The organism is Bacillus sp. P4_E1, from assembly GCF_056401715.1.
The window spans coordinates 21,504-37,134 of sequence record NZ_JBFUIV010000019.1; the positions used below are offsets into that span (position 1 = coordinate 21,504).

The window sequence follows — 15,631 nt, forward strand, 5'->3', positions numbered from 1 at the left end:
AACAAATGTTAGCTTCCTTATCATTCATTTCAATTATTTAGTTTGACACTTTAGACTCTTCGATTTTCGAACGAAGAACCATTTGCAAGATACCACCGTGACGGTAGTAGTCAATTTCAACTTCACTATCGAAACGAGCTACTACTTCAAATTGCTTCTCTTTTCCTTCTGCATCGATTGCAACTACTTTTACAAGATCGCGTGGTCTAACTGTTTTGTCAATTTGAATTTCAAATGACTCGTCACCAACAAGACCTAATGTTTCAGCACTGTCGCCATCTTTAAATTGTAATGGTAATACGCCCATTAACACTAAGTTACTGCGGTGAATACGCTCGAAGCTTTCTGCGATTACTGCTTTAATACCTAATAAGTTTGTACCTTTCGCAGCCCAGTCACGAGAACTTCCCATACCGTAGTCTTTACCAGCAACAACTAGAAGGCCTGTGCCATCTTCTTTATACTTCATAGCAGCATCATAGATAGATGTTACTTCACCAGTTGGCCAATATGTTGTATATCCGCCTTCTGTTCCTGGTGCGATTTGGTTTTTAATACGGATGTTTGCAAATGTACCACGCATCATAACTTCATGGTTACCACGACGAGAACCGTAAGAGTTAAAGTCGACTGGTTGTACGCCGTTTTCTAGTAAATAACGTCCAGCTGGCGTGTGCTTACCAATTGAACCTGCTGGTGAAATGTGGTCTGTCGTTACAGAATCACCAAATTTACCAACTATGCGTAAACCTGATAACGTTTCAACTTCACCTGGCTCTTTAGATAATCCTTCGAAGAACGGTGGGTTTTGAATGTATGTTGAATCATTATCCCAAGTATATAAAGCTTCATTTGAAGTTTGGATTTCATTCCAGCGCTCATTGCTGTTAAATACTTGCGCATATTCTTTTTTGAACAATTCAGATGTAACAACACTTTGAACTACATCTTCAATTTCTTTAGCTGCTGGCCAAATATCATTAAAGTAAACAGCATTACCATTTACATCTTTACCGATTTCATCATTTTTCAGGTCAATATCAACAGTACCTGCAAGTGCATATGCCACAACAAGTGGTGGTGATGCTAAGTAGTTTGCTTTTACAAGTGGATGAATACGACCTTCAAAGTTACGGTTACCAGATAAAACAGATGTTACTAATAAATCATTTGCTGCGATTGCTTCTTCTAATTCCTCTGCTAATGGACCAGAGTTACCGATACAAGTCGTACAGCCGTAACCAACTGTTTGGAAACCTAATTGATCTAAATACGTTGTTAAACCAGACTTATCTAAGTACTCTGTAACAACTTTAGATCCTGGTGCTAACGATGTTTTTACGTAACCAGGTACTTTAAGTCCTTTTTCAATTGCTTTCTTCGCAACTAACCCTGCTCCAATTAACACGTACGGATTTGACGTATTTGTACAGCTTGTAATTGCAGCGATTGCAATTCCACCTGTTTTCATCGTTACTTCTTGATCTTTCAATGTAACTTTCACTTCTTTATCAAACTCTTGCTCATTGAATCCAAGTCCTTGTGTTCCAACTGGTGCTACAACAGCTTTATGGAACTCCTCTTTCATATTTGAAAGCGGGATTAAATCTTGCGGACGTTTCGGTCCAGAAAGGTTAGATTCGATTGTATTTAAATCAATTTCAACAAGATCAGTATAGATTGGATCTTTACTATCTGCTGTATAGAATAAACCGTTTGCTTTACAATATTCTTCAACAACGCGAATTTGCTCTTCATCTCTACCTGTTAAACGTAAGTATTCTAATGAAATATCGTCGATTGGGAAGAATCCACAAGTTGCACCGTATTCTGGTGCCATATTTGAAATTGTTGCACGGTCAGCTAAAGGCATGCTCTTTAGTCCACTACCGAAGAACTCAACAAATTTACCAACTACACCTTTTTGACGTAACACTTGTGTTACTTTTAATGCAACATCAGTTGCTGTTGTACCACTTGGAAGTGTACCAGTTAATTTCACACCGATTACTTCAGGTACTGGGAAATATGAAGGCTGTCCAAGCATTCCTGCTTCTGCTTCAATACCACCAACGCCCCATCCAAGAACACCAATACCATTAATCATTGTTGTATGTGAGTCAGTTCCAACTAATGAATCTGGGTATGCAACTAAGTCACCTTCAGCATTTTTCACCGCATGAACAACCGGTGCTAAATATTCAAGATTTACTTGGTGTACAATACCTGTTGCTGGTGGAACTGCACGGTAGTTATCAAATGATTTCTGTGCCCAGCTTAAAAATTTATAACGTTCTTCATTACGTTTAAACTCTAAGTCCATGTTGAATGCAAGCGAGTCCGCTGTACCCGCTCTATCAACCTGTACAGAGTGGTCAATTACAAGGTCTACAGTAATTTCTGGATTAATTTTATCAGGATCTCCGCCCATATCTGCCATTGCTTTACGAAGCGAAGCCAAATCTACAACAGCTGGAACACCTGTGAAGTCTTGTAAGATTACGCGAGATGGTTTAAACGGAACATCGATATCTTGAACATCTTTCGTTCCCCATTTCGCTAAATTTGTAACATGTTCTTCTGTAATTACGCGTCCGTCTACTTGACGAAGTACAGATTCAAGTAAAACTTTCACGGAATATGGTAATTGAGATACGTTGCCAACCCCTGCGTTTTCAAGCGCTTTCAATTGATAATAATGATACGTCTTTCCATCTAGTTCAAAAGTTGCACGTGATTGAAATGGATTATGTTTGACCATTATGTTTCCCCCCTGTTAAACGTGACTAATTTGTCTGAATATAAAATGTAGACAAACTTTTCAATACCTTACGATAATATCTTATTACAACTTTCTAAATAAGTAAATAATAAGAAACTTATGGATTATCATAAGTTTTCTTTATCTTTCTAAATTTGAATAGTGTCCATGCTCTTTATTAATACTATTACTATAAAGTAAAGCACTCTTTCAGCGTTTTACTTTACGTTCATATATGCTATGAACGACTCATGGTTCGTCTATAAAAAACATTATAGAGGTGAGAAAAATGGGTAAACGAAAAGCCAATCATATTATTTCAGGAATGAATGCTGCATCCGCCCAAGGGCAAGGAACTGGCTATAATGAAGAGTTCGCAAATGAACCTTTAACTCCGGCAGAGCGACAAAATAATAAGAAACGCAAAAAGAATCAGTAACGAAAAATCCCAAAAGGTATACCTTTTGGGATTTTCTCTAATGTTTATAACGTAACAACTCCGAAACTGTTACAAATCGATAACCCTGCTTTTTCAGTTCAGGTAAAATTTTTGCTAATGCCGCCACTGTTTGACTACGATCACTTCCTCCATCGTGCAACAGTACAATATCTCCACTTTTAGCATTTTTCACAACATGATTTACTATGGATTCTGTACCTGGATTCGCCCAATCACGAGGGTCTTGATGCCATGACCATAGAACAATTTGATACCCAGCTTTTTTTGCCGTAGTAAATACAGCATCATTAATATATCCACCTGGTGGACGGAACAATAAAGGTTCTTTCACCCATTTTTCAAAATATTTCTTTCCATTTAAAATATCATGTTCTAATTTTTCATCTGATGAATTACTAGCATACAAATGATTCATCGTATGATTTCCGATTTCATGCCCTTCTTTCAACACTTGCTTTACTAAGTACGGATTACGCTGAACTCGAAAGCCAATCATAAAAAAAGTCGCTTCCGCTTTATATTGACGTAATAACTCTAATACTTGCGGTGTATAAGTTGGGTCCGGTCCATCATCAAATGTAATTGCAATAATTTTTTCATTATTTGGCACTTCCCATGTTACATAGCCAGTTGGCTCTAGCTCTTTTCTTAACAACATTTTAGCTTCCACTTTGTCCACTTGAAATATATGTACTGCACAAATTAAAGAAAAAATTGATAGAATAATTTTTCGTTTCAGCATAGTAGCACTAAAAGTAATGAGGTTGTTGAATTCACAACAACCTTTTTCACTTTTCTATTTGATCTACATTTCGCATAATATTTTGGAGATTACTTTCATATTGCTCAAGTTGTGGACGCTGCGTTTCTGATGCTACTTCAAGTGCATTTTGAATCTGTTCGTACGCCTCTTGCACTTCTTGGCGTAACTCTTTTAAATCATGGCCGTAATTCGGGTCATTTTTCACAATATTATTGAATATATTTTCCGCTTGAACAACCCCTTGCTGCGCAGCCTGAAAAGCCTGTTGCTTATCTTTATGATATGGCATAACACTTTCCCCTTCCTATATGAGTTAGTCCTACTTATCTTTACCCGTTTCTCAAAAAACATTCTAGTATAAATTCGCAAACTTCTCTCATTCTAAATAGGGAGAGGAGGTGTAAAATACAATGGGTAAAAACAATAATCAATCTAATCGTCAAAACGAGAAAAAAGGGCAATCTTCTGGACAGCCCGAACCTTTAAGTGGATCTCACAAAGTTAAAAATCGTAATCATTCACGTCAAAAAAATCATGCACATCATGATATGTAAAGCAAAAGTATTCACACACACTGTATCTTTCACATAAAATGTTTATATTTTTCTATTTGTTCTTCACCTCTATTTCATTCATGCATAACATAGTATGAATTGAGATTTTACGGAGGGTGTCTTTCATGGGCAAGAAAAAGAAGGATTGTCTTTTTCATGTTGATGGTTTCGAAGAATGGATGGATCAATTTTGTTCTGATTCTTGTAGTAACTTTAGTTTTCCAAATCAAATTCATATTGACCTTTGTGAAACAGAGCAAGAATACATTTTGGAAACAGATGTACCAAATGCAACTGCACAAAATGTACTCATTAAAAAGATGGAGACAGGCCTAAACATTTGTATACTTTATAAAAACACTTCTTTACAGCGGATTGTTCCTTTACCTACTAATATCATTTATAACAAGATGCTAGCCTGTTTAGAGAATGGATATTTAGCCATTCATATTTCCAAAAACGAAGTTGCCAATAAGCATGAAGAGAAAGTCTTTTTTCGAATTAACGATTGATATAAATATAAGCCCGAGCAACATTTTAGTTTGCTCGGGCTCATGTTATTTCGCATGTATTTCTATTTTAGAATTTCTAATATATCTTTTTTTCATTAAACCTTTTGTCACTAAAAGAACTGGGAACGCTATGCTTGAAAATATAGCTAATGTTAAAAATACTATAAAGCCATTTTGATATCCATAATGATCGAGAAGTATCCCGCCAAACCAAGGACCAATTACTACTCCAATTCCTGAAAAGCCCATAGCTCCAAAATATGTCCCTTTCAAATGTGAAACAGCTATCTCATCAATAAATACATCTGTCATTGAAAACATTAATACTTCTCCGAATGTAAAAATAATTGTACATATAGCAGCCCCTAACATAGATTCTACTAGTCCAAATCCAAACAATCCCCCGCTCACAAATAACGTTCCAACCATAATAGACGCTAACGGCGTATACTTTTTACACATTTGAATAACAGGGTATTGAATAACTACTACTGTAATTGCATTTAAAGTTAGCATATATGAGAACAGTTTTACTCCATCTTGAAATATATATGCGTTTGCAAAATATTGAGATAATGTCGTCGTTAAATGTGAAAAACCACTATTACTCAAAATAATCCCGACTAAAGCCACTAAAAATACTATGTCTTTTCGCAAAATCCGAACCGCATTTAACATTGTGACCGGATTTTTTGTAGTTACTTTCTTTTTATCAAGTGGATATTTCTTAAATTGAAGCGCTAATATAACTGTATATAAAATGTACACTCCAGCGGCTACTAAAAAAGGAATTGTTGATTTTGCACTTCCGAGCTGCAATCCCACAATTGGACCAACAGCTACCCCGACATTTACTGCACCATACCGCAAGTTATAAGCAAGTAAACGATACTCTGGTTTTGTTAAATCTGATAATAAAGCTCTTGATGTCGGTTCAAAAAAAGACCGACATAACCCATTCAAAGCGTTTAATAGAAAGAAACTAAAAACATGATTTGCAACTGAAAACCCTATAAATACAAAAACCCAAACAATCATGGACCACATCATAATCGTTTTCCGGCCAAATCGATCCGATAAATTCCCCCCAATAAAACTAGCAAAAACTCCAACAAGCGCACTCGTTCCAATGATAGCACCGGTCATTCCAGCCGATACGTCTTTAACAGTCGTTAAATAAATCGCTAAAAAAGGAATGCTCATTGAAGTTGCAAACCTAGCAAATAATGTCCCTATAATGATACTCATTCCAAGTGGATGAATATGCTGTAACTTCCCCTTCATCTTTAAACCTACTCTCTCTTTTCCTACATAAAAAAAGAAAGCAAAGGACCTGCTTTCTTCTTCCTTTTTCTATACTTGAAATGTTTATACCCGAGCTGTTCTCGTTATCTCCATATCAATTCCATATGTAAACTGTAATTCTTTACAAACATCTTTAATCAAAATAGCTACATTATACTTTTCATTAAATTCTAAAACAATGCTTTCTACTTCTTCATATGTATACTTATATTCGCCAGTGATTACACTTTTTAAATCAAAGCATTCATTAACACAAAGCTGGACGAGTAATTGATCATACTTCTCCATTACATCTTCTTTTTTCCAAAGTAACTCCTTTACATATAACCGATCAAATTTCACACTTTCTCGATTACATTCCGTTAAAATCCGGGTCATCTCATTTAATTCTCGATATAATTCGGAAATATTTCTGCTTAAACTAAGCAGCTTATCTACGCCGTTTTCATATAGCATTTTCATTCCACCCCCGCATTTTCTTTTTCTTATTATAGCAAGAAAATTCTAAAAATAGTTTCTTTCTTCTGAAATATTAGGAAACTTATTTCAATTGCTTTACAATGAAACTAGTGAATGAGAAAGGAGAAAGAAAATTGGAGAAAAAATTATATTACAACGATGCTTATCAGCAAACCTTTACAACTAAAGTTATAAAACAAGAGCATGATACAGAAGGAAACTTATATGTTGTTTTAAATGAAACTGCATTTTATCCAACAGGCGGCGGACAACCACACGACACTGGAACTTTAAATGGTATTCCGGTAAGTAACGTTGAAGAAGTAAATGGAGAAATTCGTCATTTCATAATAGAACAATTACATACAGAAGAAGTAGAGGGTAAAATAGATTGGGAGCGCCGTTTTGATCATATGCAGCAACATACAGCTCAGCACATTTTATCTGCTGCTTTTTGGGACCATTTTGACATACCAACAATTGGGTTCCATCTCGGAAAAGAAACGGTAACAATTGATTTAGAAACGGCAAACCTGTCTACAGAAACGATTGAGAAGGCCGCACAAATTGCTAATCAAATTGTTTTTGAAAACCACCCTATTCGTATTGAATGGATGAACTTAGAAGAGGCCAAAGCATTACCCCTTCGCAAAGAACCAACTATGACAGAAAATATACGGGTTGTTATCATCGAAAACTATGACTACAACGGTTGTGGTGGAACGCATCCAAAACATACTGGTGAAGTAGGTCCTATTCAAGTACTAGGATGGGAGCGCAATAAAGGTGGTATACGCTTAACATTTATTGCTGGTTGGCGTTCTCTTAAATTAATGGGACAACATCAACAAATATTAACAGATGTTTCTAAGCAATTGAACAGTAGCGAAACTGATATTCCAGTAAAAGTAGCACAACTTCTTACCTCTCAAAAAGAAAACGAAAAGGCAGTACAAGCAATGAATGAAAAACTATTATTTGTAGAAGCAAATGAACTATTGCAACAACCTGCAGAAATATACGCTGGAATACTTATTTCTAAAGTATTTACAAATCGTTCCATGCAAGAAATCGTAAAACTGTCTGCTATTATTACAGAACAACAAGAACATGCAATTACATACTTCGTTATTGAAAATGAGGACAAATTACAATGTATTCTCGCTTGTGGTAAAGCAGTGACACTCGATATGAATGCTCTTTTAAAAGATTCCCTTCCTACAATTGAAGGCAAAGGCGGAGGCAATAAAAAGAGTGCTCGTGGTGGTGGAAAAGCAATTATGAGTGGGGATGAGTTTTTAAATCAACTTGTTTCTTCTTTACAGTCAGCAGTGTAAAACATGTTTATGAAGGGTAGCTAACGGCTATCCTTCAATTATTTACAGGCCTATATTTTGTTTCAAGCCTTGATAACTCCCTGCACTTGCAAAACCTTCACTTATAAGAGTTATAAAAGTTTCCGAAAAACCATAATGACTTAAGTCTTTAATCGGTACCATTTGCACATCATGAATCGGATTATGGTCAAACTCGTTAGAAGGTAGCGTAATTTCACCTTCAATCCTCTCAAGCAGAAACGTAATATGCAATAAAGATGGGATAGCATCTGGTTTATCACAAACATAGAGTAGTCTCTTAATCTTAACTTCTAATCCGGTTTCTTCTCTCATTTCTCGAATCACCGCTTCTTCTAACGTTTCACCGTTCTCTACTCTTCCTCCAGGTAAAGACCAATTCCGATTAGCGACTCTTTGTTTTACTAACAATACTTTTTCATCTTCAATTAAAATTCCAGTAACACGAACTTGCATTACATTTTCCATATGTAATCTCCTCTTCCCATTAAATTTATAAATTAACCCTTCCACAAAAAGAACATACGTTTTATAATTAAAGAAAATTATGGAAGAAAGAAGTTGTTATATGCATGCGCCCACCTTTAACAAAGTCTATATCTCTTGAAGATTTCCAAAACTATTATTGGTTAAAAACAGAACTGCAAACATTTTGTCGTGAGCATGATTTACCAGCTAGTGGCTCTAAGATTGAAATAAGCGGGCGTATCTCACATTATTTAACTACGGGTAAAGTATTAAAAAACAGTTCTCATCAAAAAGTGAGTAAAGCTTCCCTCTCTTATAAAGATCTTTCTCTTCAAACAATTATTACTGAAAATCACCGCTGTAGTGAAGATGTGCGTGCTTTTTTCAAAGAAAAAACTGGAGCAAACTTTCGCTTTACAGTAGCTCTTCAAAAGTTTTTTAAAGAGAATATTGGAAAAACATATGAAGACGCGATAACGTTTTGGTACGAAGAAAACGAACGTAAAAAAGAACCATCCTATAAAACAACTATCGGTACACAGTTTGAATACAATCGCTTTACTCGCGACTTTTTCGAAGATCCAAATAACAAAGGAAAATCAAAAGCTGATGCTATCGCTGCTTGGAATGAAATAAAAGCAAAACCTGGTAGCAACGCCTATATTCCTCAAAAAGTAGAAAACTAGTTAACTTGCTAGTCTTCTACTTTTTCAAATAAAAGAGCAAGCCCAATTCCCCCACCAATTCCTAATGTCGCAATTCCATATTTCATATGCTCTCTTTTAGCCTGATAAAACAAGCGCGTTACAAGCATAGCTCCAGATGCACCGTACGGATGACCAAGCGCAATCGCACCACCATTTACATTTAACTTTTCATACGGAATTTGTAACGTTTGTGCACATGCAACAACTTTAGCGGCGAACGCTTCATTCATCTCAATACAATCAATATCTTCTATTACTAAATTCATTTCTCTAAGTAGTTTTTGTACGGCAAATATCGGACCAGTTCCTGGAAGATTTGGGTCAACTCCAACTACAGCACTATGAACGAAACGAAGAACTGGCTTGTACCCTAATTTCCGAGCTTGCCCCTCTTCCATTACAAGAACAGCACATGCCCCGTCATTTACACCACACGAATTCCCTGCTGTTACCGTTCCATTTTGTAAAAATACAGGTTTCGTTCTCTTAATCATTCTTTCATAATTCATTTCTCGCTTTATAGATTCATCTAATAATCCATTAAAATAATGAGGTAATATCTCTTCTTGTATATATCCTTTTTCTAATGCTTGCAGCGTTCTTTTATAGCTAAGACAAGCATATTCATCTTGCATCTCTTTTGTTATGTTATATTGCTCTGCAACATACTCAGCCGCTAATCCCATATCTGGATCACCAATTGTTTCTGGTGAAAATCGCGCTCTATTTTGAAAAGGTGATGTACTTGTACTCTCTACTCCTCCTGCAATATAACAATTACCTGCGCCGCCTTGAATGAAATGACATGCGGTGCGAATTGCTTCCAATCCAGCGCCGCATTGCCGGTCAATCGTTACACCAGGTATATGATAACCAAGCCCAGCTTCTAAAGCAGATAATCTTGCAACATTACCTCCCGGTCCAACAACATTCCCTAATATGACATCGTCTATTTCTCTCTCAATTCCTTTACTTAAAAACGTAAGAAGCGGCGTTACTAATTGCTGAACTTCATAATCTTTCAACATCCCATTTTTCTTACCAATAGGTGTTCTTTTCGCTTCTACAATAACCGCTCTATTCATATATCTTCTCCCGGTTTTCAATCATATTTTTTGCTGCATTGCGAGCTATTTTCCCGCTATTTGTATAAGGTATTTCATCAACAAAGTACCATTCTTTCGGTATTTTAAAAGATGATAATCGTTGTAAGCAAAAACTCTTTAATTGTTGCTTTGTAGCACTTCCTTTTACGATAGCGACAGGCTTTTCACCCCAGTAACTATCTTCTACACCAACCACAACTATTTCTTCAACAGCTGGATGTGTCTGTAATACCCTTTCTATTTCTTCTGGGAAAATATTGATTCCTCCAAATAAAATCATATTCTTCTCTCTACCAACAATATATATAAAGCCTTCTTCATCTTGGTAGCCCACATCCTGCACTGTCATCCAGCCACCTTCGGACAATTGCGGGATTATAGCTCCATCCGATACATAGCCCATAAAAAATTGATCACTTTTCACATACAAAGTTCCTATCTCACCTGTCTGTACTTCTTCTCCTGCTTCATTACATATTCGAACTTGTACATTATGACAAGGTTTCCCTACTGAATTCGGTTTTCTTTCACTCTCTTCATCAACCAATGCCGTTACAAAGCTTAGCTCAGACGCACCATAAAACTCATATCTTTTTGCATAAGGAAACACATTCTTCATCTTCTCTTTTGCTTCAGCTTCCCATTTCGCTCCTGACGAAATAATTTTCATTTCACTTTCAATTACTTTATTTTCTTTATACAAAGACTCAAGCATTGTAGGAACTGTATACATTACAGAAATATTCTCTATCCTTATACTAGATAGCACTTGAACTGGTACAAACTTTCTCATTATGTGTACCGCTTGCCCTAAAAACAATGCACTTATTGCCCCGTATAAGAAAAGAGAATGAACAAGCGTCCCAGCTATTAAAATAGAATCTTCCTTTTTCATATAAAAATCATGTACATTACAATCAAAACTATGTACCCACGACTGTTGAGCACGTAAAAACGCTTTTGCTTTTCCAGTCGATCCTGATGTAAATCCCATATAAAAAGGAGCGTTTTGTACATTTTCTACAGAATGATATGCAGGAAGATAGTTCTCAATCATTTCTTTCCATTCTTCAATCTCAATAATCCTTCCTTCTTCGCACGATATATCACTAAGCCTATACTGCTCCGCCACAATAATATCCGGTTTACTAATCGCTATTCTTTCTTTAAGTTCATCTCGTTTCCATTTTATATCTAGCGGCACACAAACCCATCCAGCCATAGCAGAACCCGCAAATAGTTGTAAAAATTCCATACTATTCTCTAATAAAATTGCTATCGTTTTATTCTGCGATTCTTTTTCATTCAACCAGTTTGCTACTTTACACACTGACTCAAACCATTCTTTATATGTTAATACTCTATCATTTTCTTTAATCGCTATTTTATTTGGTTGTAAAGAGGCATACTTTTTATATTCTTTTGTAATCCCCATATGAGACTTCCTTTCTTTACAAAATAATAAAAAGAAACACGCAAGTAACGTGTTTCTCCTTTTTCTTACCCTGCATTTGTAATTTTTTTATTCTTCAAAGCAGGCGTAATAATATGTTTCAATGAGCGATGTAATCTTGTCACAAGAATCGCTGCTATAGTCGCCTTTATGCAATCACCTGGTAAAAATACGGCACTTACTTTCATCGTTTCCCATACGGAAATATCCATTACGAAAGCTTGGACAATGATACCAAATACATAAACTACGAAAATACCACCAATTATATTAATGCATAGTACTTTTATAATAGAAACTTCACGTAAACGCTCAATTAAATATCCAATGACAAACGCTCCAACGATATAACCAAGTAAATATCCTGCACTTGGCCCAACAAATACACCTGGTCCCCCGCGCCCACCAGCAAGTAATGGTGCTCCAACTCCAACTATAAGTAAGAAAATAAGCTGACTTAACGCACCAAGACGTGAGCCTAACAACCCACCAGCAAGCATAACACCGAGTGATTGTAATGTAATTGGAACTGGTGTAATAGCAAGAGCAATTGGAGGTATTAACCCTAACACTCCCATAATAGAACTAAATAAAGCGACGAAAACTAAGTTTTTTGTATTCATATTTGCTTCTCCTATTTGTAAACTTGAAATGGATTTTAGGTAACATATTATAGGAGTTATATTATCTTTCTATTCACTCTTTGTCAACCTTATTTCCTCATAAGTTTACAAATGTAAATTCAATTATTTCTCTTTATGCAAATGCTCAAGTTCTTTTCGAAGTGCCTGTTTTAAAAACTTCCCAACAGATGTTTTCGGTATTTCTTCCATAAATACAATATCATCTGGTAACCACCACTTCGCAAACTGCGGTTTTAAAAACTCATATATTTCTTCTTTTGTAACCGTACTATTTTTCTTTTGAACAACGCAGGCAACTGGGCGTTCTTGCCACTGCGGATGAGGAATTGCAACGACAGCCGCTTCAAATATAGCATCATGTGCCATTAAAGCATTTTCAAGATCCACTGAAGAAATCCATTCTCCCCCGCTTTTAATAACATCTTTCGTACGATCAACAATTTTCACGCAGCCTTCCTCATCAACTGTAACAACATCACCAGTATATAACCAACCGTCTCGGAATCCTTCGACAGTACGATCATCGTTATAATAGCTTTCAGCGATCCAAGGTGCTCGTAAACATAACTCTCCCATCTCAGTACCATCCCACTTCACTTCACCGTTTGTACCGACTACTTTCATCTCTACACCAGGGACAAGATATCCTTGTTTTGAGCGGATTTCTAATTGCTCTTCATATGATAATTCTGTTTCATAACTTTTTAAACGTGCAAGTGTTACGAGTGGGCTTGTTTCAGTCATACCATATGCATGTACGAAAGGAACATTATATTTTTGCTCAAATGCTTTAATAACGCTTTTCGGTGCAGCAGCACCACCGCATAATATTCTCGTTATACTAGATAAATCGTAACTATTATTTTCTAACTCTTGTAATACACCGAGCCAAATTGTCGGCACACCTGCTGCTATCGTTACTTTTTCAGCTTGAATCATCTCTAATAAAATTTTTGGAGTAAACATTGGTCCTGGCAGAACTTGTTTAGTTCCAAACCAAGTAGCTGCAAAAGGAAGCCCCCAAGCGTTCACATGGAACATCGGTACAATTGCCATCGCCGCATCACTTTCCGATAAAGCAGCTGTATCCGCTAAACCGAGTGCCATACAATGCAAAACCGTACTACGATGCGTATAAACAACACCTTTTGGATTCCCTGTAGTCGCTGACGTATAACACATACCAGCAGGTGTATTTTCATCAATATCTTTTACAAATTGGAAATTGGGATCGCCTTCTTCTAATAGCTTTTCATAATGATATACAGGCTCCAGTGTAGTTTTTGGAAGTTCGTCTTTATCAGTCATAATAATGTAGGCTTGTACAGTTGATAATTGTGATTGAATATTTTCAACAAGTGGTACGAGATCTTCATCAATGAGTAAAATGCGATCTTCTGCGTGCTGAATAATGTATGAAATATGTTGAGGAGATAAACGAATATTAATTGTGTGTAAAACGGAAGCAATACCTGGAATAGCAAAATACGCCTCCACATGTCGATGATGATTCCACGCTAACGTTCCTATACGCTCGCCTTCTTTAATTCCTAATTTTTTTAGCGCACTTGAAAGTCTTCTCGTCCTTTCACCTAACTGCTTATACGTTAACGTCGTAACTGTATCATGTGTCCGTGAAACAATTTCTTTCTTCGAAAACAGTTTCTCTGCTCTTTCCATCATAGAACTAATTGTTAGCGGTACATTCATCATCATATTGTTTATAGCCTCCCTTTAAAGCGTTTTCATTTCTGTATATTATAACAGACTTCTACAAATAATTACGATATTTTTCTGTATTTTCTGAATTATTTCTTTGGAAATAATTCTAATAAATAAAAACCATGTTTTGAATATATACGATACAAAACATGGTTCTCTCCTATTTAAAAACTATCTACCTTTTTTCTTACTTTCTTTTTTAATTTAAAAATGACACGATTACTATATTCTTTATTTTCTACTAAAATCCGATACGTCTCTAACACTCCTAAAACACGAACAAAAAGATAAAACCCGATAGCAATAAGTACAACACAATAAGGATAATACTGCACGAGCTCTCCTGAAGTAATTCGTTTTTTCTCAAATAAAAATGGTATCGCTCCTGCCGCTATGAAACAAAGTCCAACAATTACTACTGCAGCATACTTCTTTTTAATAGTCGCATATCTTTTTGTCAATTCTTTTAAAAAGTTTGGATCAAATAGTAATTCTTCTTTTTTTAATACATTGTATCGACTCTCTTCTATAGTTACAGGTACCATCATTGCTCCAATTCCAAGGACAGCAATGATAATGACAAGGAATGTAGACATTGTTGCATTTTCTTTAAATAATAAATACGGTATTGTAGATAAAATAAGCAAGCTAAATCCTAATGCGATATATTTAGAAATTTTTTGCCCATACACTATATACCCTTCCGCCATTTCCTTACTTACATAATAACCATTTTCCTTTTCATTACTTTGCTCAGCAGTTTCTTTTAATAAATAGTCGAGTGATACTTCAAATACATTTCCAATCATTATTAACTTTTCAGTTTCAGGAAATCCTTGACCGTTTTCCCATTTACTAACTGCTTGCCTTGTTGTGTTTAATTTTTCAGCTAACGCTTCTTGAGAAAGGCCCTTTTCCTTTCTTAATTTAAAAAGCTTTTCACCAAATCCCATATGTGTGTCCCCCTTTGTTTTCTTACCTAAATTGTATGTAAACATTGCCCTTATCTCTATCTTCCTGCGGTTGCACTTTGTCAACTTACGGTTGCGATTGTGTTATATAGCGGTTTTAAATACGATTTAGCTGTTTTTCTTCTATAATTATGGCGTTAATAAAATAATTACTCTCAATGACCAATTATAACAATTAAAGGGAATTATTGTTATAAAAAATAAAAAAACTCCTTTATTCATTTAAAGGAGTTTTCGTTATGAACCATTCTAAGATGACTACTTTTTCTTCTATATATTTTTCTGCTTCATGTAATGAATGATGAGCATCTCATACAGTATATGTTTTTATCTCTTTTTTTAAGGCGTACTCATATATATGTAAAATGTCACTTATATTAAATTAACTTAA

General features: G+C 35.6%; 16 protein-coding genes. 5 read left to right on the forward strand and 11 right to left on the reverse strand.

The window, feature by feature from the left end; all coding sequences use genetic code 11:
- Positions 1-37: 37 nt before the first annotated feature.
- A complete protein-coding gene (acnA, locus tag AC1DS7_RS22315) occupies positions 38-2,761 on the reverse strand; it encodes an aconitate hydratase AcnA (RefSeq protein ID WP_016100845.1) in 2,724 nt (907 codons plus the stop codon).
- 289 nt (positions 2,762-3,050) lie between these two features.
- On the opposite strand from acnA, the gene sspO reads away from it, so the two are divergent.
- Positions 3,051-3,200: a small acid-soluble spore protein O gene (gene sspO, locus AC1DS7_RS22320; RefSeq protein ID WP_002033549.1), complete on the forward strand. Its 150-nt coding sequence runs from the start codon at positions 3,051-3,053 to the stop codon at positions 3,198-3,200.
- 37 nt (positions 3,201-3,237) lie between these two features.
- Here the strand turns inward: sspO and pdaB are convergent, their stop codons facing one another.
- Together pdaB and AC1DS7_RS22330 are read right to left on the reverse strand one after the other, a co-directional pair.
- Positions 3,238-3,963: a polysaccharide deacetylase family sporulation protein PdaB gene (pdaB, locus tag AC1DS7_RS22325; RefSeq protein ID WP_002066634.1), complete on the reverse strand. Its 726-nt coding sequence runs from the start codon at positions 3,961-3,963 to the stop codon at positions 3,238-3,240.
- Positions 3,964-4,009: 46 nt separating this feature from the next.
- Positions 4,010-4,273: a hypothetical protein gene (locus AC1DS7_RS22330; protein WP_002014282.1), complete on the reverse strand. Its 264-nt coding sequence runs from the start codon at positions 4,271-4,273 to the stop codon at positions 4,010-4,012.
- A 121-nt stretch (positions 4,274-4,394) separates the two neighbouring features.
- Between AC1DS7_RS22330 and AC1DS7_RS22335 the strand changes: the two genes are divergently transcribed.
- Complete coding sequence (locus AC1DS7_RS22335; protein WP_002014281.1) at positions 4,395-4,538, forward strand: small acid-soluble spore protein P; 144 nt, start codon at positions 4,395-4,397, stop codon at positions 4,536-4,538.
- A gap of 125 nt (positions 4,539-4,663) precedes the next feature.
- Positions 4,664-5,050, forward strand: coding sequence for an Hsp20/alpha crystallin family protein (locus AC1DS7_RS22340; protein WP_002033545.1), 387 nt, complete (start codon positions 4,664-4,666; stop codon positions 5,048-5,050).
- A 45-nt stretch (positions 5,051-5,095) separates the two neighbouring features.
- Here the strand turns inward: AC1DS7_RS22340 and AC1DS7_RS22345 are convergent, their stop codons facing one another.
- Both AC1DS7_RS22345 and AC1DS7_RS22350 read right to left on the reverse strand, forming a co-directional pair.
- The gene (locus tag AC1DS7_RS22345) at positions 5,096-6,334 is read right to left on the reverse strand and encodes an MDR family MFS transporter (protein WP_476999223.1); all 1,239 of its coding nucleotides are present in this window, start codon (positions 6,332-6,334) and stop codon (positions 5,096-5,098) included.
- 84 nt (positions 6,335-6,418) lie between these two features.
- Positions 6,419-6,817 carry a hypothetical protein gene (locus AC1DS7_RS22350; protein WP_088099413.1) on the reverse strand — a complete coding sequence of 133 codons (399 nt, stop codon included), beginning with the start codon at positions 6,815-6,817 and terminating at the stop codon, positions 6,419-6,421.
- A 131-nt stretch (positions 6,818-6,948) separates the two neighbouring features.
- On the opposite strand from AC1DS7_RS22350, the gene AC1DS7_RS22355 reads away from it, so the two are divergent.
- Positions 6,949-8,151 (forward strand): alanyl-tRNA editing protein, encoded by a 1,203-nt coding sequence (locus tag AC1DS7_RS22355; RefSeq protein ID WP_476999224.1) that lies wholly within the window; start codon positions 6,949-6,951, stop codon positions 8,149-8,151.
- 42 nt (positions 8,152-8,193) lie between these two features.
- Here AC1DS7_RS22355 and AC1DS7_RS22360 read toward each other — a convergent pair whose 3' ends face one another.
- Complete coding sequence (locus AC1DS7_RS22360; protein WP_016100841.1) at positions 8,194-8,637, reverse strand: NUDIX hydrolase; 444 nt, start codon at positions 8,635-8,637, stop codon at positions 8,194-8,196.
- 104 nt (positions 8,638-8,741) lie between these two features.
- Between AC1DS7_RS22360 and AC1DS7_RS22365 the strand changes: the two genes are divergently transcribed.
- Complete coding sequence (locus AC1DS7_RS22365; protein ID WP_016100840.1) at positions 8,742-9,323, forward strand: DUF6434 domain-containing protein; 582 nt, start codon at positions 8,742-8,744, stop codon at positions 9,321-9,323.
- A gap of 8 nt (positions 9,324-9,331) precedes the next feature.
- Here AC1DS7_RS22365 and AC1DS7_RS22370 read toward each other — a convergent pair whose 3' ends face one another.
- The 5 genes from AC1DS7_RS22370 to AC1DS7_RS22390 form a co-directional block, all read right to left on the reverse strand.
- Positions 9,332-10,429, reverse strand: a complete 1,098-nt coding sequence (locus AC1DS7_RS22370) for an acetyl-CoA C-acyltransferase (RefSeq protein WP_016100839.1) — start codon at positions 10,427-10,429, stop codon at positions 9,332-9,334.
- Positions 10,422-11,885, reverse strand: coding sequence for an acyl-CoA synthetase (locus AC1DS7_RS22375; protein WP_476999225.1), 1,464 nt, complete (start codon positions 11,883-11,885; stop codon positions 10,422-10,424). Before AC1DS7_RS22375 ends, AC1DS7_RS22370 begins: the two co-directional genes overlap by 8 nt.
- Before the next feature lie 65 nt (positions 11,886-11,950).
- Positions 11,951-12,526, reverse strand: a complete 576-nt coding sequence (locus AC1DS7_RS22380; RefSeq protein WP_002142720.1) for a biotin transporter BioY — start codon at positions 12,524-12,526, stop codon at positions 11,951-11,953.
- A 123-nt stretch (positions 12,527-12,649) separates the two neighbouring features.
- Entirely contained in the window at positions 12,650-14,263 is a 1,614-nt protein-coding gene (locus AC1DS7_RS22385) for a long-chain fatty acid--CoA ligase (RefSeq protein WP_002137724.1), read from the reverse strand.
- Between the two features lie 170 nt (positions 14,264-14,433).
- Positions 14,434-15,222, reverse strand: a complete 789-nt coding sequence (locus AC1DS7_RS22390) for a helix-turn-helix domain-containing protein (protein ID WP_002142721.1) — start codon at positions 15,220-15,222, stop codon at positions 14,434-14,436.
- Positions 15,223-15,631: the final 409 nt, after the last annotated feature.

Bases quoted from the DNA above. Each gene is read 5' to 3' on its own strand.
- AC1DS7_RS22330 (WP_002014282.1), bottom strand. From the start codon at position 4,273: ATGCCATATCATAAAGATAAGCAACAGGCTTTTCAGGCTGCGCAGCAA.
- sspO (WP_002033549.1), top strand. From the start codon at position 3,051: ATGGGTAAACGAAAAGCCAATCATATTATTTCAGGAATGAATGCTGCA.
- acnA (WP_016100845.1), bottom strand. From the start codon at position 2,761: ATGGTCAAACATAATCCATTTCAATCACGTGCAACTTTTGAACTAGAT.
- AC1DS7_RS22390 (WP_002142721.1), bottom strand. From the start codon at position 15,222: ATGGGATTTGGTGAAAAGCTTTTTAAATTAAGAAAGGAAAAGGGCCTT.
- AC1DS7_RS22365 (WP_016100840.1), top strand. From the start codon at position 8,742: ATGCGCCCACCTTTAACAAAGTCTATATCTCTTGAAGATTTCCAAAAC.
- AC1DS7_RS22370 (WP_016100839.1), bottom strand. From the start codon at position 10,429: ATGAATAGAGCGGTTATTGTAGAAGCGAAAAGAACACCTATTGGTAAG.
- AC1DS7_RS22385 (WP_002137724.1), bottom strand. From the start codon at position 14,263: ATGATGATGAATGTACCGCTAACAATTAGTTCTATGATGGAAAGAGCA.
- AC1DS7_RS22380 (WP_002142720.1), bottom strand. From the start codon at position 12,526: ATGAATACAAAAAACTTAGTTTTCGTCGCTTTATTTAGTTCTATTATG.
- AC1DS7_RS22335 (WP_002014281.1), top strand. From the start codon at position 4,395: ATGGGTAAAAACAATAATCAATCTAATCGTCAAAACGAGAAAAAAGGG.
- AC1DS7_RS22375 (WP_476999225.1), bottom strand. From the start codon at position 11,885: ATGGGGATTACAAAAGAATATAAAAAGTATGCCTCTTTACAACCAAAT.
- AC1DS7_RS22345 (WP_476999223.1), bottom strand. From the start codon at position 6,334: ATGAAGGGGAAGTTACAGCATATTCATCCACTTGGAATGAGTATCATT.
- pdaB (WP_002066634.1), bottom strand. From the start codon at position 3,963: ATGCTGAAACGAAAAATTATTCTATCAATTTTTTCTTTAATTTGTGCA.
- AC1DS7_RS22340 (WP_002033545.1), top strand. From the start codon at position 4,664: ATGGGCAAGAAAAAGAAGGATTGTCTTTTTCATGTTGATGGTTTCGAA.
- AC1DS7_RS22350 (WP_088099413.1), bottom strand. From the start codon at position 6,817: ATGAAAATGCTATATGAAAACGGCGTAGATAAGCTGCTTAGTTTAAGC.
- AC1DS7_RS22360 (WP_016100841.1), bottom strand. From the start codon at position 8,637: ATGGAAAATGTAATGCAAGTTCGTGTTACTGGAATTTTAATTGAAGAT.